The 21588-nt window shown below is 38.3% G+C and carries 22 protein-coding genes, 3 pseudogenes and 1 riboswitch; of the genes and pseudogenes, 20 read left to right on the top strand and 5 right to left on the bottom strand.

Annotation, left to right across the window (positions count from 1 at the left end):
• The first annotated feature begins 9 nt into the window (after nucleotides 1-9).
• Together AA980_RS22670 and AA980_RS22665 are read left to right on the top strand one after the other, a co-directional pair.
• Complete coding sequence (locus AA980_RS22670; RefSeq protein ID WP_024030843.1) at nucleotides 10-258, top strand: hypothetical protein; 249 nt, start codon at nucleotides 10-12, stop codon at nucleotides 256-258.
• A gap of 256 nt (nucleotides 259-514) precedes the next feature.
• Nucleotides 515-781: a hypothetical protein gene (locus AA980_RS22665; RefSeq protein WP_024030842.1), complete on the top strand. Its 267-nt coding sequence runs from the start codon at nucleotides 515-517 to the stop codon at nucleotides 779-781.
• A gap of 221 nt (nucleotides 782-1002) precedes the next feature.
• On the opposite strand, the gene AA980_RS22660 is transcribed toward AA980_RS22665, so the two are convergent.
• Together AA980_RS22660 and AA980_RS22655 are read right to left on the bottom strand one after the other, a co-directional pair.
• Nucleotides 1003-1395 (bottom strand): hypothetical protein, encoded by a 393-nt coding sequence (locus tag AA980_RS22660; protein WP_024030841.1) that lies wholly within the window; start codon nucleotides 1393-1395, stop codon nucleotides 1003-1005.
• 258 nt (nucleotides 1396-1653) lie between these two features.
• A complete protein-coding gene (locus AA980_RS22655) occupies nucleotides 1654-2229 on the bottom strand; it encodes a dihydrofolate reductase family protein (RefSeq protein WP_034725124.1) in 576 nt (191 codons plus the stop codon).
• A 1184-nt stretch (nucleotides 2230-3413) separates the two neighbouring features.
• Between AA980_RS22655 and AA980_RS27375 the strand changes: the two genes are divergently transcribed.
• Entirely contained in the window at nucleotides 3414-3569 is a 156-nt protein-coding gene (locus AA980_RS27375; protein ID WP_156351214.1) for a hypothetical protein, read from the top strand.
• Between the two features lie 267 nt (nucleotides 3570-3836).
• Complete coding sequence (csaA, locus tag AA980_RS22650) at nucleotides 3837-4166, top strand: chaperone CsaA (protein ID WP_024030839.1); 330 nt, start codon at nucleotides 3837-3839, stop codon at nucleotides 4164-4166.
• Nucleotides 4167-4861: 695 nt separating this feature from the next.
• On the opposite strand, the gene AA980_RS22645 is transcribed toward csaA, so the two are convergent.
• Together AA980_RS22645 and AA980_RS22640 are read right to left on the bottom strand one after the other, a co-directional pair.
• Nucleotides 4862-6088 (bottom strand): MFS transporter, encoded by a 1227-nt coding sequence (locus AA980_RS22645; RefSeq protein WP_082195802.1) that lies wholly within the window; start codon nucleotides 6086-6088, stop codon nucleotides 4862-4864.
• Nucleotides 6085-6660 (bottom strand): ArsR/SmtB family transcription factor, encoded by a 576-nt coding sequence (locus tag AA980_RS22640; RefSeq protein WP_024030837.1) that lies wholly within the window; start codon nucleotides 6658-6660, stop codon nucleotides 6085-6087. Before AA980_RS22640 ends, AA980_RS22645 begins: the two co-directional genes overlap by 4 nt.
• 756 nt (nucleotides 6661-7416) lie before the next feature.
• Here AA980_RS22640 and AA980_RS28105 point away from each other — a divergent pair.
• The 13 genes and pseudogenes from AA980_RS28105 (at nucleotide 7417) to AA980_RS22580 (ending at nucleotide 19902) form a co-directional block, all read left to right on the top strand.
• Nucleotides 7417-7665, top strand: a complete 249-nt coding sequence (locus AA980_RS28105) for an IS110 family transposase (protein WP_268926680.1) — start codon at nucleotides 7417-7419, stop codon at nucleotides 7663-7665.
• Nucleotides 7666-8220: 555 nt separating this feature from the next.
• Entirely contained in the window at nucleotides 8221-9759 is a 1539-nt protein-coding gene (locus tag AA980_RS22625; RefSeq protein WP_407937479.1) for an NADH dehydrogenase subunit 5, read from the top strand.
• Nucleotides 9756-12362 carry a DUF2309 domain-containing protein gene (locus tag AA980_RS22620; protein WP_024027517.1) on the top strand — a complete coding sequence of 869 codons (2607 nt, stop codon included), beginning with the start codon at nucleotides 9756-9758 and terminating at the stop codon, nucleotides 12360-12362. The genes AA980_RS22625 and AA980_RS22620 overlap by 4 nt, the downstream gene beginning before the upstream one ends.
• 189 nt (nucleotides 12363-12551) lie before the next feature.
• Complete coding sequence (locus tag AA980_RS22615; RefSeq protein ID WP_024027518.1) at nucleotides 12552-12917, top strand: DUF2294 domain-containing protein; 366 nt, start codon at nucleotides 12552-12554, stop codon at nucleotides 12915-12917.
• Nucleotides 12918-13017: 100 nt separating this feature from the next.
• The gene (locus AA980_RS22610) at nucleotides 13018-13512 is read left to right on the top strand and encodes a carbonic anhydrase (protein WP_024027519.1); all 495 of its coding nucleotides are present in this window, start codon (nucleotides 13018-13020) and stop codon (nucleotides 13510-13512) included.
• A gap of 229 nt (nucleotides 13513-13741) precedes the next feature.
• The gene (locus tag AA980_RS27965; RefSeq protein WP_235815124.1) at nucleotides 13742-13852 is read left to right on the top strand and encodes a hypothetical protein; all 111 of its coding nucleotides are present in this window, start codon (nucleotides 13742-13744) and stop codon (nucleotides 13850-13852) included.
• Complete coding sequence (locus AA980_RS27635; protein WP_193392241.1) at nucleotides 13849-14019, top strand: hypothetical protein; 171 nt, start codon at nucleotides 13849-13851, stop codon at nucleotides 14017-14019. The genes AA980_RS27965 and AA980_RS27635 overlap by 4 nt, the downstream gene beginning before the upstream one ends.
• Nucleotides 14020-14138: 119 nt before the next feature.
• Nucleotides 14139-14528: a BlaI/MecI/CopY family transcriptional regulator gene (locus tag AA980_RS22605; RefSeq protein ID WP_024027521.1), complete on the top strand. Its 390-nt coding sequence runs from the start codon at nucleotides 14139-14141 to the stop codon at nucleotides 14526-14528.
• Nucleotides 14528-16324 (top strand): BlaR1 family beta-lactam sensor/signal transducer, encoded by a 1797-nt coding sequence (locus tag AA980_RS22600; RefSeq protein WP_024027522.1) that lies wholly within the window; start codon nucleotides 14528-14530, stop codon nucleotides 16322-16324. Before AA980_RS22605 ends, AA980_RS22600 begins: the two co-directional genes overlap by 1 nt.
• A gap of 118 nt (nucleotides 16325-16442) precedes the next feature.
• Nucleotides 16443-18323, top strand: a complete 1881-nt coding sequence (locus AA980_RS22595; RefSeq protein ID WP_024027523.1) for a peptidoglycan D,D-transpeptidase FtsI family protein — start codon at nucleotides 16443-16445, stop codon at nucleotides 18321-18323.
• A pseudogene (locus AA980_RS27960) lies at nucleotides 18277-18375 on the top strand (class A beta-lactamase); the annotation flags it as partial. The gene AA980_RS22595 and the pseudogene AA980_RS27960, both read left to right, overlap by 47 nt.
• Nucleotides 18376-18490: 115 nt before the next feature.
• Complete coding sequence (locus AA980_RS22590) at nucleotides 18491-18808, top strand: hypothetical protein (RefSeq protein WP_024027525.1); 318 nt, start codon at nucleotides 18491-18493, stop codon at nucleotides 18806-18808.
• A 347-nt stretch (nucleotides 18809-19155) separates the two neighbouring features.
• Nucleotides 19156-19240: riboswitch (cyclic di-GMP riboswitch) on the top strand.
• 434 nt (nucleotides 19241-19674) lie between these two features.
• Nucleotides 19675-19902, top strand: a complete 228-nt coding sequence (locus AA980_RS22580) for a hypothetical protein (RefSeq protein ID WP_024027527.1) — start codon at nucleotides 19675-19677, stop codon at nucleotides 19900-19902.
• Nucleotides 19903-19993: 91 nt separating this feature from the next.
• Here the strand turns inward: AA980_RS22580 and AA980_RS22575 are convergent, their stop codons facing one another.
• The gene (locus tag AA980_RS22575; protein WP_024027528.1) at nucleotides 19994-20302 is read right to left on the bottom strand and encodes a hypothetical protein; all 309 of its coding nucleotides are present in this window, start codon (nucleotides 20300-20302) and stop codon (nucleotides 19994-19996) included.
• Between the two features lie 184 nt (nucleotides 20303-20486).
• Between AA980_RS22575 and AA980_RS26635 the strand changes: the two are divergent.
• The 3 genes and pseudogenes from AA980_RS26635 to AA980_RS22565 all read left to right on the top strand — a co-directional run.
• A pseudogene (locus AA980_RS26635) lies at nucleotides 20487-20645 on the top strand (DinB family protein); the annotation flags it as partial.
• A pseudogene (locus AA980_RS26630) lies at nucleotides 20644-20855 on the top strand (DNA alkylation repair protein); the annotation flags it as partial. The pseudogenes AA980_RS26635 and AA980_RS26630, both read left to right, overlap by 2 nt.
• A 356-nt stretch (nucleotides 20856-21211) precedes the next feature.
• Nucleotides 21212-21532 (top strand): hypothetical protein, encoded by a 321-nt coding sequence (locus AA980_RS22565; RefSeq protein WP_024027531.1) that lies wholly within the window; start codon nucleotides 21212-21214, stop codon nucleotides 21530-21532.
• Nucleotides 21533-21588: the final 56 nt, after the last annotated feature.

Raw genomic sequence — 21588 nt, 5'->3', positions numbered from 1 at the left:
GTACCGAAATTGAACGACTTGCAAATGAAAAAAATTATAAATACAGTGATGTCGGTCAATGGCTATACATCGCTAACGCCGGAGGCGGTGAAGAATTTATCTTGGCTGTTGAAGAACGCCAAGGAAAGAACGGAATTTAAGCAAACAAATTACCCATTGTGGGAGGAACTTTCTCTCCTGAAAAAACAATCAAAGGGATTAATGCACGAGGAAATTGAACATAGGTTTAATGCCATTTTTGAAAAGTATGAACCTTAATCTTAGAAAATGATCAGTATAAGCAACGAGTGAAAAATCTTATTCAACTAAAGGGTGCTTGAGTTGAAGATGAGTTGCGGCGGCAGCTCTTTTTTTGTTGATCAACTAAAGGAGCAGGTTAGTGGAATAAGGAATCCATTTTTAATATTTTCTGACAAAACCGAAACTTCCGAACATCACCTAAAGTAATACAGTATAATGTAATTAATGGAAATATGGCGAATTAATGGAAATAGCCTGACAGTGGGGGATGGGTATGTTTTTCTTTAATAAAGAAGAAGTTTATATTGGATATTCAATGGAGGAATTTTCTAAGGTAAGAGGAATTTTAAAAAGTAAGGGCATTAAATATACCTACAAAGTTATTGATCATTCAACACAATGGAGAGGAAATGGGACAACTAGGGGGAACTTTGGGAGTATTGGAATGAACAAGAATTACGAAAAACATTATGTTGTTTCTGTTAAGAAAAAAGAAGCAGAGAATGCAAAATATTTTATTCATAGCATTTTACATTCATAAATCTTATTGCACTACCGGGTGCGATACTTCAATAACGAAGGATCGCTTTTCCTTATTGTAGTAACGAAGCAGTTTAATTTAAGTGTAATTATTCACAATCTGTATTATTAAATGTCCTTTTCCTCCACTCAAAAAGACTCCACCAGATGAAAAAGGAGAATGAATTCATTATGAAATCATCCCCTCAAATAGTTTGAATATGCTTATACTTATATTACTCATCAATGACTCGCTAAACGTTTTTCAAAATCCGCCTTAAACAATAGAATAGCATCAATATTTACAGCAAAATCATGGTCACTGATATTAAAATTAGTTATAAACTCGTCAGATTTCTCACGAACCATAATTGTCGGACGGATATTGTCTCCAATAGCGTCCTTAGTTACAGTACTTCCATAGAAATACCAGTTAGTTTGAGTAGGCGCATTTGCTGCATTCTTAGATAAGTCATTTTTTATTAATTCGCATAATTGATCCATAAAATCTTCATTAAGCTTAATGGTTTTTCCATGGTGACCATCAACAGATATATCAGCATATCCATACCAAATATTCCTACTTGAAAGCTTTCCGTCTATTGAAGTGTATGTTTCATCAAACAAAATCTTCATTTCATACCCTCCGTCAGTATAAAATTTCTTCACACGATTATACACCAATTAGAAAATGTAAAATAGCTTGCTGTTAGTCTCACTATACTGGTAAGAGTTAGGCAAGCTAACTTCATAGTAGGGTTCCTCCTAAAGTTGTGAGTTAGAGTGGTGTCTATATCCATATCTTACTGAGGGGCTTTATTTTTTTAAAACCTGATATTTAACGATCTACAGGAATGCGATCGTTTCTGACGTAATCTGCTTTTGGAGACAAGGTCATCTCACTGTCTGGTAAACGAGGGCTATGGCTCCAGAATCAAATGTCTTGTTTTCGATAAGTTTAAGATTGACCTTCTCCTTGTGACCTTGGAATAACGGCAACCCGCTGCCGATCAGGACGGGAGAAACCGTAATTTTATACTCATCTATTAAATCAAACTGCATAAGGTAGTGTGCTAACCTAGGACTGCCGAGGATGACCATATCCTTGCCTGGCTGCTGTTTGAGGTTCTTGATCTCTTCCTCGACATCTTCTTTCACCAGTCTGGAATTGTTCCATTCGACTTTCTCGAGCGTCGTGGAAAAAACGATTTTGGTTGTCTTTTCGATCCACTCGGCATGATTCCGTTCATGCTGCGAAGCTGAGGGGTTCGAAGGCACAGATGTCCAGTAACTGTGCATCATCTGATAAGTCCCACGTCCCCATATGACAGTGTCGGCAGTACTCAGAATTTCTTTCGCGTGTTTCTCCAAGTCAGCATCGTAGGAAACCCAGCCGATGTCCATTTCACCGTTTGGACCTTCTACAAAACCGTCAAGTGATGCGTGCAGAAATAGAACGAGTTTTCTCATTTTTAGTTCTCCTTTGTTCATAAGGGATATTTTTTTCATACTTCTTTACCTCCAATGTAAGTATAACCAATTTTTTATAAATTTGGGTAAAGTTCTATAAGTTACACAAATTAAAATAAAAAACAGGCAATGCCTGTTTTATGCTTTTGTCCAATATTTCAGACTGTTCGATTCATAATAACGCGTTCTTCATTTCAAGGAGTGCAGCCGTATCGTCTTTTTGACATAAAAAAAGAATCACTCTCCTCGGGAAATTGTTTTATTATTTATGCTATTCCCAATTCTTGTGTCAAATACGTTATCAAAAATATTTGATTTATTTTTCAGACGGAAATAAAAAGGGAAGAGCAAATCATATTTAAGCCAAGTTTGTGAAGGATTACACTTAAACATACGGGTGCAAGTGTTGAAGTTCCGGCTGACATAAAGCCAGCTTTTCTTAGGGATATTTAGGTGCTTATATAACTGTTATCATTGGTTTATTTGTAAATAATTGTTTGATAATTTCTTACCCATTATTCTACGAAAGGGTTAAACATTTTTTAAGCGAGTTACCATCCATTATTATTTTTGGGCACTACTACATTCTTCCAGGTTGTTTAATAGGGGAACTCCTATTTCGAAAATATGTACAGTCAAAGACCTTTTTAACAGGTGTCATTCTTTTTGGGTTGTTAGGATTCATATATGGAGCAATAATTACTGGTTTCCAATCGGACAGCGATATATTTTTAATAACCACAATTGTTGGCTCTATAATGTTTTATTTATTTCGGAGAGAATTTTTGCTAAAGGGTTAGCGTCGAATGTCCACCTCCTCTTAATAGGTGAGAGCTATTTGACGCTACATTATAACAACAAACATTGTGAAGAACTGTACTTAAGCTAACTAGGTGCAAGAGTTCAAGACCAGGCTGCTATTTTGGCTGCTGTTCTTATTGTGCTAACGAAGCAGTTTAGTTGAACAATCGTTATTAGCTTTTATTCAGCAATGCTATCAATGACCCCGTGCTTTTGGTTTATTGGAAGTGCTGCAAAAGTAGGGTAATGTAATTTTTTCTATTCGATTAGGGAGGTTTGTTTTCCGAAATATCTGTATCTTCAAAATTATTTGTTCGCATAACTTTCCTCTTATTATATAATTTACCATGTAAACAAATATATTTTTAGGGGAGATTCATATTATGTCCGATGCTGCGATAATCTTTGGTGGGATTGTAGGAATAATAGTAATGTTAACTTTCATAAACTACAGACAAATTAAGTATACCTCAAAAACAGATGACCTTTTAAATGAAATTTTAAAAGAGCTAAAACAAATGAATAATGGGGACCACTAATTATGAAAAAGGTACTAAGAAGGAGTATTTTGATATGTCCCAACACATTAAGGGATTATATTTTGTTAAGGTAAAAAAAGATTGTAAAGAGTTTCACTTAAACTAACGGGTGCTTGACTTCAAGAAGGAGTATAGTCTAAAGCGGCAGCTTAGTAGAAGAGCGATGATTAACTGTGTTCAAAAATCGAGCTGAATTATTTGATGATTTAAATTTTTGATTTAATTAGTTAAGATGGTACTAATTGTAAATGACTGGAGGCTAAATTTGTGGTAACAATTGAGGACTTTTTGAAATTGGACATCCGTATTGGTACTGTTATTAACGCAGAACCCTTTCCAGAAGCACGAAAACCTGCAATAAAATTAGAAATTGATTTTGGAGAAATTGGTATTAAACATTCTTCTGCACAAATTACACAAAGATATACACCAGAACAACTTATTGGACATCAGGTGGTTGCAGTAGTAAATTTCCCTCCAAGACGTATTGCTGGTTTTAAATCGGAGGTATTGGTAATTGGAGGTGTACCAGAGGAAGGTGACGTGGTACTTTTAAAACCAGATGAATCTGTTAAAAATGGAACACCAATAGCATAGGCATGATAAAAGGAACATCCTACTTGTTTTCAGTAAAATAGTAACGGTGCTATCTTGCAAAAATGTCGGCAACGAATTCTAACGGGTGCTTTACTTCCAGAAGGAGTAAAGTTGGTTTTTCAAAAGATGTAAATGGAAGTAATTTAATGAGAAATAAAAAATAACATCTTCAACTAACGGTGTGCTTTAGTAAAGTTCATAGGGTTCTTAGGCAAATCTTTTTTCTTATTAACAAAAGCGGCAGGTTAGTTGAAGATGAGGGATTTTAAGAGTAACAAAATAATATACTTTTTTTCTGTAGAACAATGATTCAAAAAAACCTAGCATTTAGCGAGGTTTTTTTTATTGGAGAGATGCAAGTAATATTAATTAGTCGAATGAGCATTGATGACAGGGGGAAACAAATGAGATTATAATTATCTAGAAAATCTTTAAAAACAGTATCTAAATAGGTTTTGATAATATCCATGAAGCTTTTCCTCCTGATTGTTTAAGCTTTGTTTATTATATTCTTCTTAAATTACTAACATTAAATACGTACTAGTGAGAAGAAACTTCCCTGAAAACAAAATTTTATAGTGTCCCTGTGTCAGAAACTTTCATGTTAATTCAAATAAACATGAAAGTCGTGAATTTCACGCTTGTTTCTGACATAGGTACATATTACAAAACCATAGTCATTTCAAACAATCCCCTTAAACAACCGCTTCTTCACTGCTTTGTCTGTTATAAACTATTAATCCCATTACGCCGCTGAGGAATAGCAAAGTGGAAGCCAAAACAAAAACAAACGCATAGGGAATGGTTTCTGACAGCCAACCTGTCAACAACTGAGAGATGGGAACTGCCCCGAAAGCCGCTAGCGAAACGATACTCATCGTTCTGCCGAGCCTTGCCCTTGGAACATGGGCCTGAATCTTTGAAATGATGATGACACTTGATATACCATTCAAAATCCCTATGGCCGCTAAAGATAGCAACACGACCCATACGGAAGGAATAGCTACCAAAAACAAGAGCAGTCCCTGTATAAGTTCAAGCCAGTAAAACGAACGAATTGTTTTATATTTTGGGTGTAATTTGGTGACAAACATCATGCCTATGACCGAACCAGCTCCAAAGGCAGCCAAGACGAATCCCATCTGTGAAGGTGCCAGATCGAAGCTTTCCTTTGAATATAGCGGTAATGCGATCTGCATTGGACCGACTACTACCAGTCCCCCCACTAAATCTACCAACAGTACGGTACGGAGCCACTTGGTTGTCCACACTTGCTGAAACCCTTCCACGAAATCTTTCACAATACGCGAGTCTTTCACTTTAGGTGAGCTTTCCTTGTTAACGCTGACCATAATCCCGGTGATAGCGCCAATCAAATAAGACATGGCATTTATGAGAAAACCAGCCTCTATTCCGTAGAGCCCCACCAGTAATCCAGCAAGAGGAGGACCAATGAAGATGGCGGTTTGAGAGATTGATTGAACCCATGCATTGGCATTTTCTAAATCCCTTGTTTCTACGATGGAAGGAACAATGGTATTAAATGCCGGATAGAAAAAGCCGCTTGCCACACCAGATAAAGAAAGTAAGAGGTAAAGCAGTGGAAATGACAAGGCATCAAAGAATAAAAATGAAATCAAAACGGTCAAAATCACAAATCGAGCGAAGTCTGAAATCCAAATAACCTGTTTCGCACTTAACCGATCAACTGCAACGCCTCCCACCAGCAATAGAAGAATGCGGGGAAAGACCGAGAAGAATAGGGAAAGAGCCATTTGGCTGCCGCTTCCACCCATCTCAAAAATCAAGTAAATCAGGGCGATCTGCTGGAATCCATCTCCTATTGTCGAGAAGGACTGACCAAAGAAAAAATAAGCGAAATTCTTATTGGAGAAGAGGCTGTTTTTAAATAGTCTTCTCATTGTTCTGTTTCTCTGCTCTTAGATTTTGGAGAAACTGGATGAAAAAAACTGCTGAGCGTGTAGAATTTCCGATTATCTGTAGGTGTTCGTTTCATGGAAGAATTGTTCATAATTTGATCGATAGCAGATAAATGCTTCTTAATAGAAGCTATTTCTTCGTCTGTTAACCACGCGTGTTCCTGAGTGATGAATGAGTTTGGAAGGAAACCTTCATGATAATCGACACTTTCGATGAGATTCCGGTAAGTTTCATGAAAAGTAGATTCGTAGAGCATATGTTCATCGGATTTGGCCAATTCAAGAGAAGGAGAAAGTCGGAATGAACGGGCTGAAGCCGTATAATATTTTTCGATGATGGATCCTTTTACTTCTTCTCTTGTAAGTCGGATAATGCCAGCGTTCAGGAGTTCCTTTACGTGAAAGTGCACTTTAGGTGCAGACTCTTTGAGGGCGTTTGAAATTTCTTTATTTGTCATTTCATCAAACGAAAGAACGGTTAAAATACGCTGTCTTAGTGGATGGGATAGGGCATGAAGCTGTTCCGTTGTTACAATAATCATTTCATAATTCATTTTATCGTCTCCTTTTCAATCTACAATTAAAATATTTTTATCGATAAATTATAATTTATTGAACTAATTATATTTCAGCTTTTTTTAATTTGCAACCTGTAAATCTAAAGTTTCAGATTATTTCTATCTAGCTTTGAAACAGTTCCTTGTGTCAGACAAAACTTCGAAACAACTCTGAATAGTGTCAAGTTGCATGTAACACAGGGAACATACAACTAATTAATCTCCCTTTGTACGGGATTCAAAAAAACCTAGCATTTAGCGAGGTTTTTTTATTGGAGAGATGCAAGTAATATTAATTAGTCGAATGAGCATTGATGACAGGGGGAAACAAATGTTTATTCGAAAAACCACATCTAATTAACATGCCCAACAAATTCGTCACACAATGTCTATAATTTTACATAAAAAATACAAAATATTAATTGTATTTGTAGTATTCTAAAACAAGTGATTAATTATGCCTATTTTTAAACAATGACTAGTAAATAGGTAATGTTATATTTATTGTTTAGTGGGAGAATAGAAGTAAAATATTTAAGCGAGCTAATAAGCATTTCCATTCTATCGCTGACAATCCCTCCCTTTGATCATATTGTCGGAGATTAAAAATTCTTTCCGATCTCATTTAATTTGAGGATAAGAGGTATAAAACTAAAACAAAAGAGAAAAAGGGTAACGAACGTCAACAAGTGCGAGATATCATCATAACTTAGTTATTTCCCAAACAACAAGCATTGTTGATATAGAAAGGAAATGTTAGTGAATATGAATACCAAGAAACTAATTCTAGAAAAAATATTGTATTGTGAAGAGTGGCTTAAAAAGTTAATGAATCAAAACAAAATGGAAAAAGTGATCGTAGGAATGGAGCCGACAGGTCATTATTGGCTTAATTTAGCTCACTTCCTTAAGGAACAAAATATTAAGTTTGTAGTCGTAAATCCTATAGGTTCTCGTTCCTTGAAATTCCAATTAGTAATTTTAGACCAAATTTTATCTTGACACAATGTTTGATCAATAGTAACATTAATCCCATAAATAAATTGTTTAATTGATTTCTTTAGCATAAGGTTAATAACTTTCTATTGACTATATGAAAAAGTAAATTATAACAAAGAGGACAATTGTAATGAAACTTCCTTATTGGAAGAAAGAAAATTACATAATTAGGTAGACTATTAAAAGGCCTGGCTGGGCCTGTTAAGAGTAAACCGACAATTTTCAAAGTTTAATGGATTTGACCATTAGACTTAAAAAATTGTCGGTTTTTTTGTTTTTGGCTGTGTTAAAGGGAATGTTGATTTCCGTTCCAGGCGGCTTCGCTTTCCGCGGGGCGGGCGGTGAGCCTCCTCGGCGAATTGCGCGCCTGTGGGGTCTCACCTGTCCCGCTGCTCCCGCAGGAGTCTCGCGCCTGTAACGAAGATCAACATTGTGTTCAAAATTAACAATGTTCTTTAACACAGCCTTGTTTTTAAAAAATAAAACAGAAAGGAATGCAGCATTATGATGGAAATCGGTCAAAGTCATATTTTTGGAATAGGTTTCTTCCATACATCGATAGAGGCAAGTAAAATGTTAATTTCTCTGCCAGAAATATTTTTTGGATTGCTTGCCATATCGGTGCTTAGCGCGCTATTCCTGTTATACCCAAAGGTTCCGCTGTCTTTTGTTCGTCTTCACGTCGGTATCACATTGCTGCCCCCAATCGCTGCCCTGGTGGCCCTTGTTACGAACAATGAGACCATGATTTATGGCCCTTTGCGGCTTGATTCCTTATCATGGCTGCTGGCGTTGTTTGTCCTTACCATCGGTTTTATCGTGCAGCGCTATTCTGTTCGTTACTTACTCGGTGATCGTTCCTATCGAAAATATTTTGCTCTGCTGACGATTACTACTACAGCTGATTCAGGTGTCTGGCTAAGTAATGACCTTCGCCTGCTGCTGGTTTGCTGGGGGGTTACACTCCTGGGACTGACTTTGCTTATAAGATTAAAAAAAGACTGGAGTGTTGCTAGAAACTCGGCTTCGCAATCCGGCCGTCTGTTTGCCCTAGGCTGGCTTACCCTGTTAGGAGCTGTCATCTGGATCACCCAAACCACGGGGCATTGGCAGCTTTCGCTCGTGCTCACCAAAAGCAGTCTTGTACAGCTTGATTCATGGGAAAAGACCTGTATTAACCTGCTTCTAATCTTAGCTGTCGTGATTCCGGCAGCACAATGGCCTTTTCAACGTTGGCTGTTAGATTCAGTTGTGGCTCCAACGCCTGTCTCCGCGGTCATGCATGCGGGATTAGTGAATGCAGGCGGAATTATCCTGACTCGATTTTCACCTCTTTTAAGTGGAAACCTTGCCCAAATTGTTTTGCTTCTATTGTCCGGTGTTTCAGTCATAATAGGGACTGGAATTATGCTGGTCCACGTTGATTATAAACGGCAGCTGGTCGGGTCTACGATTGCACAGATGGGATTCATGTTAATACAATGTGCATTAGGTGCTTATTTGGCAGCTATTATCCACGCTGTCTTACATGGTCTATTCAAATCAACTCTTTTCTTACAGGCTGGCTCTGCGCTTCATCACCGTGAAGTGCCAACCTCCAGGACAAACCAGCCAAAACCAATAGTATGGACAATAACTGGCGGGATTTTAGGCATCCTGGTGGCAATTGGTCTTTGGATATCTTCTCCTGGAGAGGGTTATCAAATGATAAGCGCTCTTACCATTGGATGGTCAGTTTCAATTGCCTGGACACAGCTCATGGCTTTTGGATCCGGAAGTATCGGGCGTATAGCAGGATTTTCTTTGTTTGCAGGAGCAGCCATTGTATACAATTTGGTACATGATGCTTTTTATGGTGTATTACAAGATACAATCCCGAAAGGAATTCAACCACCGGCACTAGTAGTCATTTTGCTCCTGATGATCTTATTGGCCGGAAGTGCTGCAGCTGTATGGCTCTCTCGTCATCGTTCATCAGCTGCCTATGCTGTCATTTATCTTTGGCTTGTACGATTGGGTGAGCCTCAAAGTGAATTGGTCGAAAGTCACCCTAAGCATTTGACACAATCATTCTTTAGAGGAGGTCATTTACGATGAGTTTAGCAAAAACTTTAAATTGGGAAATGCTGCCTGAACCCCTCGATTTTGATCTTAATGACTTGGTGAAATCCGCCAGCAGCGTCATTGCACCGCTCGGGCCTATTAACACGTTTGCAGCACGCAACCCCTGGGTAGGCTTAGAGGAACAACCGTTTGAAAAAGTGGCACGCTGGCTCAAAGATACTTGTGATGTTGATATCTACCCCAATGATTCCGTATTTCAGTCTGCACGGGATCGAGGAGAGATTCATCAGAATTTTTTAGAAAATAGTATTCAACATTGGCTAAACTCACAGTCTTTGGAATTGCCGCGTGAGGTCGCAGAGTCGTTTTGCAGGGCTGCACTTATACAGAATCAACCATCTTCAAGTACTTTGGAAGTACCTGAGTTAAAAAGCATGGCAAAAAAGCTAAACCGTTTTACATCCCAAATGACAGAAAAACATTCAGTTAAAACCTATAGTCAGCGCTTGGAACAACTGGGAAGGACGAATGCAGCCCAAGAGCTTAATCGCCATATGATCAAGTGGTGTAAATTGTTTTTGGATGAGTCCCAGGCTGTCTGGTCCATGCCTAATCGGGAAGAAGGTTTCTATCAGGCGTGGCGGAAACTGGTCCAGCATGATCCGGCACTTTGCCGTAAGGTACGTAAACAGCTAGGAAAGTTGCCGGTAGAAGCAGATGCTGCCTTAAAGGAAGTTTTGCTTTCACTGGAAATTCCCTTTTCGGAAATCCAAGACTATTTTGAAGCACATTTCCTTGCTTTGCCGGGCTGGGCCGGAATGATGCTTTGGCGTTCACAGCAAGCAGCCGAAGAAACTTCACTGCTGCTTGATTATCTAGCTGTACGAATTACAATGGAATGGGCTTTAATTAAACCCTGTCTTCCCTTGCCTGAAAAAAGAAATGATAAAGTAAATCTAGAACCATTAATTGCAGCTTGGACGGAATGGGGGAACCTGCCAATCAATGCTTGGTCCCAGTTATCCTCCACAGAAATAAAGGCACGTTTGGCCCTTGCATATCGTTTTGACAAGATTCTATGCCATCGACTTTTGCTTGAAGCATGGGAAAAAACATATGAAGACCAATTGAAGACAATGATTACATCCCAACAGCCTGCAGTAGCAACAGAAAATGTAAAGCCCGCACTCGCTCAATTTGTATTTTGTATTGATGTGCGTTCAGAGCCTTTTCGCCGCAAACTTGAAAAAACAGGGGATTTTGAGACCTTTGGAACAGCAGGCTTTTTCGGATTGCCGATTGAAACCTGCGAGCTTGGCAGTAACCACACGCATAACTCTTTGCCGGTAATGTTTAAACCGCAATTTAAAGTAAAAGAGTTTTCACCAGGTTCAGAATCCTATCAACAACGGTATCAGGCATATAGTTCACTAAGGTTTACATTTAAAACGATGAAAAACAATTTGGTTTCTAGCATGGTGTTACCGGAAATTAGCGGTCCTTGGCTAAGCCTGCAAACGCTAGCCCGCAGCTTTGTGCCTCGGAATGCAGGCCGGACATTTAGTAAATTGCGTGAAACTTGGCTGCATAAGCCATCCACGGAACTCTCGCTTGACTATACGCAAAAATCGGAAACAGATTTGCCAATTGGCTTTTCGATGAAAGAAAAAGTACACTACGTACAACAGGCACTAAAAATGATGGGACTCACGAGTCAATTTGCACCACTAGTGGTTATATGCGGACATGGAAGTCACAGTACGAACAATCCATATGGTTCCGCACTCGACTGCGGTGCATGCGGAGGAGCATCAAGCGGATTCAATGCACGGGTGCTGGCAGCCTTGTGTAATCTTCCAAACGTAAGGAAGAGGCTTGAAACAGAGGGAATCATCATTCCGAAAGATACCGTTTTTGCAGCCGCCGAGCATATTACCACACTAGATGAATTACGCTGGCTTTATGTTCCGGAACTATCAGTTGAAGCGAAGGAAGCATTTAAACGTGTCCAAGCCGCGTTGCCAAAGGTGAGTGAGGAAGCCAATGCCGAGCGGATTCCGAAATTGCCGAATATTGGAACTCACCTCAAAAATCCAAAGGCTGAGGCCGAGCGTCTTTCAGAAGATTGGAGTGAGGTCCGTCCTGAATGGGGCTTAGCACGTAACGCTGCGTTTATCATTGGGGAACGCCGGCTGACCCAAGACTGCATTCTGGGAGGAAGAGCTTTCCTCAACAATTATAACTGGAAGAAGGATAAAAACGGTACGATCCTAGCCAACATTATTTCCGGGCCTGCAACGGTAGCTCAATGGATTAACCTGCAATATTATGCATCTACTGTTGCCCCTCATTATTATGGCAGCGGGAATAAAATAACCCAAACTGTGACAGCCGGTCTCGGAGTCATGCAGGGGAACGCCAGTGACTTATTATCCGGGCTTCCCTGGCAGTCGGTTATGAAATCGGATGAAGAGGCATATCATGAGCCATTGCGTTTGCTGGTGGTCATCCAAGCACCGATGGAATATGTAAAACGGATGCTGGACAATGATCATGCCATTCATCAAAAAGTGAAAAACGGTTGGATTCGGCTTGCGTCCATTGATCCGGAAGGACACTGGGAGAGTTGGTCTTAGCCCCTTTTCTGGTTTATATATTATGTCCTTGTGTGAAGGCTGCTTTTCTTTACGGCGCTTTTGTAGAAATGGTACATAGCATTCCGAAGGGAAGTCGTCACATGGGAGGAAAAGATTGTTTTTTAGAACATTATAGGCAATATTTACCCATCTATGAATGTAACTTTGAAAAAAGGAAAAGGAATCGGTATGGAAAAAACAAAAGGAACAATTGAAGCTGAAATAAGCAAAGCTTTAACACATTGGGAGAAAAATTATCTTGGGCGAGGTTCCGTATCTGTTAAATCGGATATCTTACGGGATATGGTGATCGTAATACTCCGCGGTATACTAACTGCTGCTGAATATACAGTATGTCAGGATAAAGAAGGGTTGTTATCAGTAAAAGAACATCGCAACAGTTTAGTGGAATCCGGTTTGGATGATTTAAAAGAAATTATCTTAACGATAACAGGGGAAGAAGTAGTAAGTTTTTACACCGATATTAGTACACGAACTGGAGAACGAGTAATAGTTTTTAAGCTTTCAAGTGACCTGCAAAGCAAATTATGTTAGAAACAAAAGGATATGTTCAAGACTCGCGCATTTTTCAAATAAGAAAGAGTCTAGAAAACTTATTTGAAACCAAATTTAAAACATTTATGGGGTGAATTTGATGTCTAGAGATGAAAAGAAAAAAGTACTATTTGTGATTGGAATGGAGCAGAAATTAGAACGATTCATAAAAGAAGAAACCAATGTCAATCTGGAAAATACGATCATCTTACAAGCATATCAGCCAGTCGTTTCACACCCCTTCGACGATTTAATGAGGGACATCATTATTGCTGTGTATCAGGATAATGTTGAGGAAATCGTTGTGGCCTCCACAAATGATTTTCAAAAGAATACTGGAGATATATTGAACAAAATATATAAAAACAAAGAGTTACAGAACAAGATTCAAACATTAGATTATCTTTTTAAAAATTGCATGCCGGAATTTCCTGAGGGTTCGGTAAGTGTATGGCTAGAGGGATACAAAACTTTAAAGGATGGCGTACAAAAAACTGTCAACTTCATACGCAATCATCCGCTGCTACCGTCACATGTGAAGGTAAAAGAACTATATATTGATCTGGAGAATGAAAAGGTATCTGAAATTGTCTAAGATACTATTGCCTTTGTTTATAATGGGGTCCCACCAACAAAAAGCGGTTATCTTAACTTCGATGTGAGAACTATTGGAATATCAATGGTTCTCAGATCATTTACATGAATTCAATGTAAATATTGTTTTAAATAAAATATAATGTCTTGTTAAATAAATAAACCGATTGCTGGATGATATAAGTGAACGAAAAACCAAATCAGTGATCACCAGTTCAGCGGCCAATGAAATGAAAACCAGTTTAACAGCGGCTGTAAGTGACCCAAATGGGACGGCCCGCCTTCTATACAACCCAAAATTTAAACTGGCTGCCAAGACCGGAACAGCCGAGTTAAAATGAAACAAGGTGAAAAGGGGAATGAAAATAGTTTTTTACTTGCTTTTGATGCAGAACAGAATTCTTTTCTTCTTCTTTCACTCGTCGAACATTATACACCGGGCAGTTCAGCCACCCAGCTGAACCGATCATTTATAGAGCAGCTATATCCATATTTACAAATGAAGTGAATGGTATATTCCTCATCATGCGGAAATACTTACCTTAGACAAAAGTACACTTAATGCTTTAAGTAATGCGACCCTCTTGCTATAATAAATACTACAGATGTAAAAGTAGGAGGGGCATGATGAGAGAGATTCCGCAAATATCAGAAGCAGAATATGAAGTAATGAAAGTTGTATGGAAATATGAGTCCATCTCGACTCCTGAGGTAGTGGAGAAATTATCGAAAAAGAGTGATTGGAAGCCGAATACCATTCACACCATGCTGGCACGTCTAGTCAAGAAAAAGGCTTTGCAAGCAAGAAAAGCTGGCAGAGTATTTATTTATACATCCCTAGTAGAAAAGCACGACTATGTCGAGCAAAAAAGTAAATCCTTTTTGCAGCAGTTTTTCGGCGGCACGTTAAATTCAATGGTATTAAATTTTATCGAAAATGATCAGTTATCCAATGAAGATATTTCGGAATTAAAGAAAATATTATCCATAAGGGATAAGAAAGAAGGGGAGAAATAATGGATACCATTCTACTGCGGATTCTAGTAAGTACAATCGTGGTATCCCTCCTTATTTCCATAATCCTATTGATTAAAAAGCTATTGAACAAACATATGACGGTGAAAACACATTATCATATTTGGTATTTTCTTTTTATTCCAATCCTTGCTTCGTTTTTACCATGGAATTATTTCCACCTTAGAGAAGGAACTCAATATTTGAAAAGCATACTTTTTTTCCATAAAAACACTGCATCTACGAGTGAAAGGATAAATGGATTGGGTGCCTCTCAGGTGTCCAACACCGATTTATTGCACGATTTTACAGTCTCAGTGAACAAATCAACGCCAGATTTCGTATACCATACCGTTTTTACGGTTTGGGTTATTGGAATGATTCTTTTCATTGGGATTGCAGCTTATTCAAACTATCAAATTTATCAAATAAAAAAGTCAGCTGTTGCTGTTAAGAACCAAAAGATAAATGAACTGTTAGAAGCGTGCAAAGAGATGGTTGGCGTGAAGAGAAAAATAAGACTGCGGGAGACCTCACTTATTACCTCGCCAATCACGTTTGGAATTTTGCAGCCCTATATTTTTTTACCAAGCAAAACGCGAGAAGCATTCTCGTTAAATGAATTAAAATACGTGTTATTGCACGAGCTGCACCATCATAAAAGCAAAGATCTGTTCGTGAATTACGTCATGTGGATGTTTCAGATTATTTATTGGTTTAACCCGGTCGTCTGGTATGCTTCAAAAACGATTCGAATGGATCGGGAATTGGCCTGTGATGCATCCGTTTTAAATCTCTTGGATGAGAGCGGATATATCGAATATGGGTATACCATCATTCGTTTTGCAGATAAAAAGCATGATCGTACCCTTAAACAGATTGCTCCAGGTATAGGTGGGACAAAAAAACAAATCAAACAAAGAATCCAGTGCATTGCAAGCTACTCTAGAGATTCTCTATTATTGAAATGGAAAAGCAAGGTCATCTGTGCTGTTTTAGGAATTGTTGTGCTATACCTTGCTCCCATCACCTCCGTTATTGCCAGCCAAAATGATGTGTATCAGTTTAGCGGGAAGAATGCGGTCTATGAAGATCTAAGCGCCTATTTTAAGGGCTATGAGGGCAGCTTTGTTTTATTTGATTCCTCTAAAAACCAATATCAAATTTATAATCGAGAAATGAGTGAACAGAGGATTTCTCCTGATAGTACCTATAAAATATATTCGGCCTTACTTGCATTGGAATCCAATGTGATTTCCCCGAATAACAATAATCAGGTTTGGGATGGGAAAATTTATCCCTTTCCAGAATGGAATCAAAATCAAAATTTAGCGACTGCCTTAAGCCGTTCCGTGAATTGGTATTTCCAGAATACCGATCGAGAGGTTGGGAGAGAGCTGCTGCAAGATTATTTTCACAAGATAAAATACGGGAATGAGGATCTTTCAGGGAATTTAGATAGTTACTGGATGGAATCTTCTCTAAAAATATCACCCATCGAACAAGTCCAATTATTATACCAATTAGAAAAAAATCAATGGGGTTTTAATGCGGAAAATATCAAAGCGGTAAAAAAGGCACTTTTAATAGATGAGCAAAAAAATGGGCGGTTATATGGTAAAACTGGAACCGGCACGATTAATGGAAAGAATGTAAACGGCTGGTTTATTGGCTTTGTCGATAAAGGTGATGATCGTTTTTATTTTGCCATTAATATTCAAAATAAGGATGGGCAGGCCCAAGGAAGCAAGGCAGCGGAAATTGCCAAGCAGATCCTGCATCATAAAAAGATATATTAATCACTAACCCCAGAAAGGATTCCCCTTCCTTTTTGGGACTTTCTGGGGCTAAATACTACAAATGTAGTATTTTGGCGACCTTGTACACAAACCTCCAGTATGAAAGGGCTGATGTGTTTTGAAGCAGAAAAAGCAGAAAGAAAATATTGTAAAAAACCCAATCCGATGGAGATTGAATGGTCTCTTTTTCATGGTCTTTCTTCTTTTTTCTATCCTGATTCTCCGCCTCGGCGTAATCCAAATTATTAAAGGGGAAGCCTATGCGGCTCAGGCAGAGAAGACAGATGTGACGCCCGTCAGTTATTCCGTTCCGCGTGGAAAAATATATGATACGAATCATAAGTCAGTAGTCTACAATATTCCGGAAAAGGCGATTATCTATACACCGCCGAAAAATCCGCAGCCGGGCGAATTACTTGAACTGGCTAAAAAGTTAAATACCTTCCTGGTCATGACTGATAAAGAGATCAATAAAGTAACCGATCGGGATTTGAAAGATATCTGGCTGCTAGAACATAACAATGGCACTGATTTAATCACAAAGAAGGAGGAGAAATTATACAAACAGGAAAAGCTGAATAACAAGGATTTATATAAATTAAAATTGAAACGGATTACAGAATATGAGCTCAAGAAAATGGACAAAAATCTGGCGGCCATCTACCGGAAACTTTCGTCCGCCATCGCTTTAACCCCGACGATGGTCAAAAATGAAAATGTAACAGAGGAAGAATTTGCAAAGGTCAATGAAAATCTGGATAACCTGCCGGGAGTGGATGTCACGACTGATTGGAAGAGGGGCCGAAACTATGGGGAAACGTTTTGGAATATGCTTGGAGAAGTTACGAGTGCAGATGAAGGCCTACCGGCAGAAAAGGTAGATTACTATACTGCTAAAGGATACAAACTGAATGACCGTGTCGGAAAAAGTTATATTGAAGAGCTTTATGATAGTGTGTTGCAGGGGCGAAAGGAAAAAGTGAAAACAGTGACAGATCAAAATGGAAATGTGGTGAGTACTGAGACAGTATCGGAAGGGAAGAGCGGCAAGGATATTGTTCTGACCATTGATATGGAGTTTCAAGCTCAAGTGGAAAAAATTATGCAGGAAGAGTTGGTAAGTGCAATCCAAAAGCCGCATACGGATACCCTTGACACTGCCTTTGTTGTGGCAATGGAGCCGAAAACAGGCAGCATTCTTGCGATGTCAGGAAAAGTATATGACAGGAAGTCGGGGGAGTTCACCGATTTTACACCGGGAACCTTCACTTATGCGTTTGAACAGGGGTCAGTTGTAAAAGGGGCCACCGTATTAACCGGATACCAAACCGGTGTCCGGGATTTCGGGGAAACCGAGCTGGATGAAGTCATGCGATTTAAGGGGTCGGGAACCTTCTCTTCTTACCAAGTCATGAACAGAATTACCGATTTAGAGGCATTAGAGCGTTCATCAAACGTTTATATGTGGAAAACCGCGATTGAAATTATGGGGGGCAAGTATGTTCCCAATGGCACATTGAATATCGATCCGAAAAAAATTGAAACCATCCGCTATTATTTCAACCAATTTGGTTTGGGCATCCCGACTGGTATTGGGTTTGATAATGAAACGGCGGGAATTAAAGGAACCAATACAAGCACCTACTTTCAAATAGCCATCGGACAACTAGATACCTATACACCGATGCAAATTGCCCAGTATATTACCACGATTGCCAATGGAGGATACCGGATGAAGCCCCAATTGGTGAAGGAGATTCGTGAACCCAATGAGGATGGTAATGAACTAGGCAATGTAATCGATGAAATCGAACCAGTGGTGCTGAATCAGGTGGATATGAGTGCGGAGATGCTTAAGCGGGTTCAACAAGGTTTTTGGCTGGTCACCCATGGCTCCAAAGGAACAGCGAGAGGATATTTTAAAGACGAACCGTACAATGCCGCGGGTAAAAGTCATCGCAGTTCTATCCAGCCGCGATACACAGAATGCTACCTATGACAATGCGCTTATCGCAGAAGCTGCCAAGGTAGCACTTAACGCTCTTAAATGAATAGATAAGTTAATTTACTCATCACAATTCTCGAATAATAAAGCTGCTGAGTTTACCATTTATGACTCATCATCGCCAAACGGCATCCTTTTTTGTGTTGAGAAGGGAGCCGTAAATGAAGAGTTATATTGATTGGAAACAAGTTGAGGAGACAAATGAAAACCCAAAGATGGTGGAACTCTATATGGACCAAGCTTTGCAATCCGCTTTTTGCTACACCATGGCGGTTGAACCACCGGAGCATGAATGGCAGGGTTCAAAGCTTTTGTTAACGATTATTGCCGGGAATGATTCAACTCTACAAGCAATTAAGGCAGCAGTTGATATTGGTAGTGGAGGACTCTCATTTGGGCATGGAGAAAAACAATTAACGGACTATAAAGTTGTTCAGCAATTCAGGATGTATTCAGACAAAGGCAAATACGAAAATTAAGATTTATTAAGAATAGAGATATAGATGTCCAAACCCTTGGTATATATGGGTTTGGGCATTTTTAATATATACCATTTTTTACGTTAAGAAGGATTAACGCTTCTTTTGTTGAACTTTATTAAAGAAACGGGCAGGTTTCTACAATAAGGATATTACTTTTTTGTATGTAGTAAGAGTACCTTATTTACCAGTCACAACACCTTTTAATTGCTTTCTGAACTTAAATGCAGGTACTTTTATGAGAGTATTCACTTAAATTTCGTGTGACTTAGGTCCTGATTTATTTGTGGGAATTTGGCGAAAAACATTGAAATTTTCCTGGTTAGATTTTACTATTAAGATATAAAAAATGAAAAAGGCAAACTTTTTGAAAGAAAAGGACGCAAAGCCACGAGTCTAAGGTCTTATGACTATGATAGTCGGGTTGCCAAAAAGAACGGATACCAATGTTTGAATTTAACGTCTTAATGATTGGTTTGTTAGTCCACCTCTTTTTGGAGGCTTTTTTATTTAATAAAATAAAAACTAAGAGAAGAGTGGGTGTAAGGATTGAAAGTGGTATTTGGTTCAATTGAATATTTTGAAAGAGAAATAATGAGTTTTGCAAAAAGGAAAAGTTTAATAACTCTGTCATCTAATCAAGTTATGGAAATTCACTCCGAAATCAAAGATGAATTAATGAATGATTTCATTTGCGATGTAGAAATAAAAAAAGAATGTGTAAATAATCTTAACCTTGCAAGTGATAGACTTCTTAACAAATATAAGATTCTGTTATGATGAACTATCAATGGATGCTCCGACCATTTAAAGAATAAGTTTTTAATTTGCAGAACAGGGTATTGAAAATACCGAGGTGAGAGGATATGGAAAAGAATAAAAAAAACCCGGATTTTCATCATTCCCAAGGGAAGATGGACAACCCTGAACAATATCCAACTGAGAATGAGAGCTTATTTGATAAATTTAAGAGTGAGCAAACAGTTGACCCAATACCAGTAGAGGATTTAAAAGAAGAACAACTTGAAGAAAAAGCAAAGCGCGATTCAAAAAATACATCCTCAAGTGAAAAAAAGTATAGAACGGGAATGTAAGGGGATCCATGGGGACGGTTCTTTTGGCCGCTACTAACATTACTAAAAACCAAGAGAACTGTCCCTGTAGCATTATTTGAAAAATGGAAAATTAATCAAAGCGTACTCGATCTTCTCCTTCAATGATTAACTCCAATTCTGTTAAAAAGTTGAGTTCAAGCGGTGCTGGTAAGCGGTCAATCATTTCTCTAATTTCGCTAAGATTTTCTGCTTCTTCGATTGTTGATGGCGGTTGATTTAAATGCTGATACCAGAGCTTCAATTCGTCAATAAACTTGTAAAAATTCATTTCAAAGCGTTCAGCGCATTCTTCACTTTCACTTTCTGCAGCATCATTCATCATTTCCCAATCTTCAAGAGCAGTTTCCAATTTCTCTTTCACACGATTTATCACATCCATCACTCCTTGGTTTTTGGTTTCATATAGTATTCATTTGTATATTACTATTTGAAAAATGCGATACCTTTAGAGTGTATCATACTACCTGTATCTTTCCCCGTAAAATGTTGTACAAGATTAATAGGTTAAAAGCAGGATGTTTTATAAAAATGTAGAACCTCATGAACGTGCCGAAAAAGCTTAACGCAATTTAAGACAAGTATTAAATACAATTTCTGATGAAATGCTTGACCAACATTCACTTGAGAGGAAATTATTCGACATCATGCTTCATGATGCTTATCATACGGGGCAAATTATTCAATTAAGAAAAATGCAAGGATCTTGGCCATCAATTCCTTGACCGAATGTACTTTGCAGGCATTATTGCAGACCCAAAAGCTATGACTGAGTCGGATTTTGATTGTTGGATGGATGAGGTGGTTTTTTTATGCTGTTCGATTATGTCCTGGCAGTAACTTTATCAGAGTCAGGTATTGCACAAGACGCTGCTGATAAATGGATTTCAAGCGGTGATGAGTTGAGAATGTCAGCGGGCTGGAGTTGCTACTGTTGAAGGGGTTTTTGTTACTAATTACCTATCAATAAAAAGGAATTAACCATTTTTTTGTCGAATAGTAGCAGAGGAACCGATCATTTTTAGCAAATTGTCAAAATGAGATTGGGAAAAATCTACTTAAAGAAGAAGTAGTTTAGTAAAAGAAGGATTTATTATTGGTCTTAGTGAATTAGTTAGAATGAGGAAAAATATGTGGGTATCATATATAAAAACGACCTACTTGGATATATAAAGGTTGCAAGTTTTGTTATTAATGCGGTTAGTTTATCTATTATTGCTTGGAATTCCTCGAAGGAAGTTTCATATCTCCAAGGAATTTAGGTAAAAATTTATAGAAAAGAGGCGTTTCTTTGAAAAAAGCAGTAAAAGTTCTATTAATGCTTACAACTATAACCGTAATTACAGTTGCAGCAGTTAACATTTTCTTTAAAAATAATACTACTTCACATATAAAAGTGCTCGAAAAGGGTAAAAGTAACAGCAATTATTGGATTGTTGTCATTGACCCCAATAGTTTTGATAAAAAGAAGTTTAAAATAAACGTTGATTGCAAAAGTACATGGAATCTATTAGAAGAAGACAAAACGTATACTGCTTCATACGAATATTTATCAATTAACTGGAAAGTTGATTTAGTTGAGATTCATAAGGTGGACCCCGCACACTCGTGACTTCAGTCATTGTTGGAGTGAAAGATTTTGAAGAAATATACTTAAGCTATAACGGA

Origin of the sequence: Neobacillus vireti, from assembly GCF_001026695.1 — a bacterium.
Taxonomy (GTDB): Bacteria; Bacillota; Bacilli; order Bacillales; family Cytobacillaceae; genus Neobacillus; species Neobacillus vireti.
This window is presented reverse-complemented; position numbering and strand designations above follow the sequence as displayed.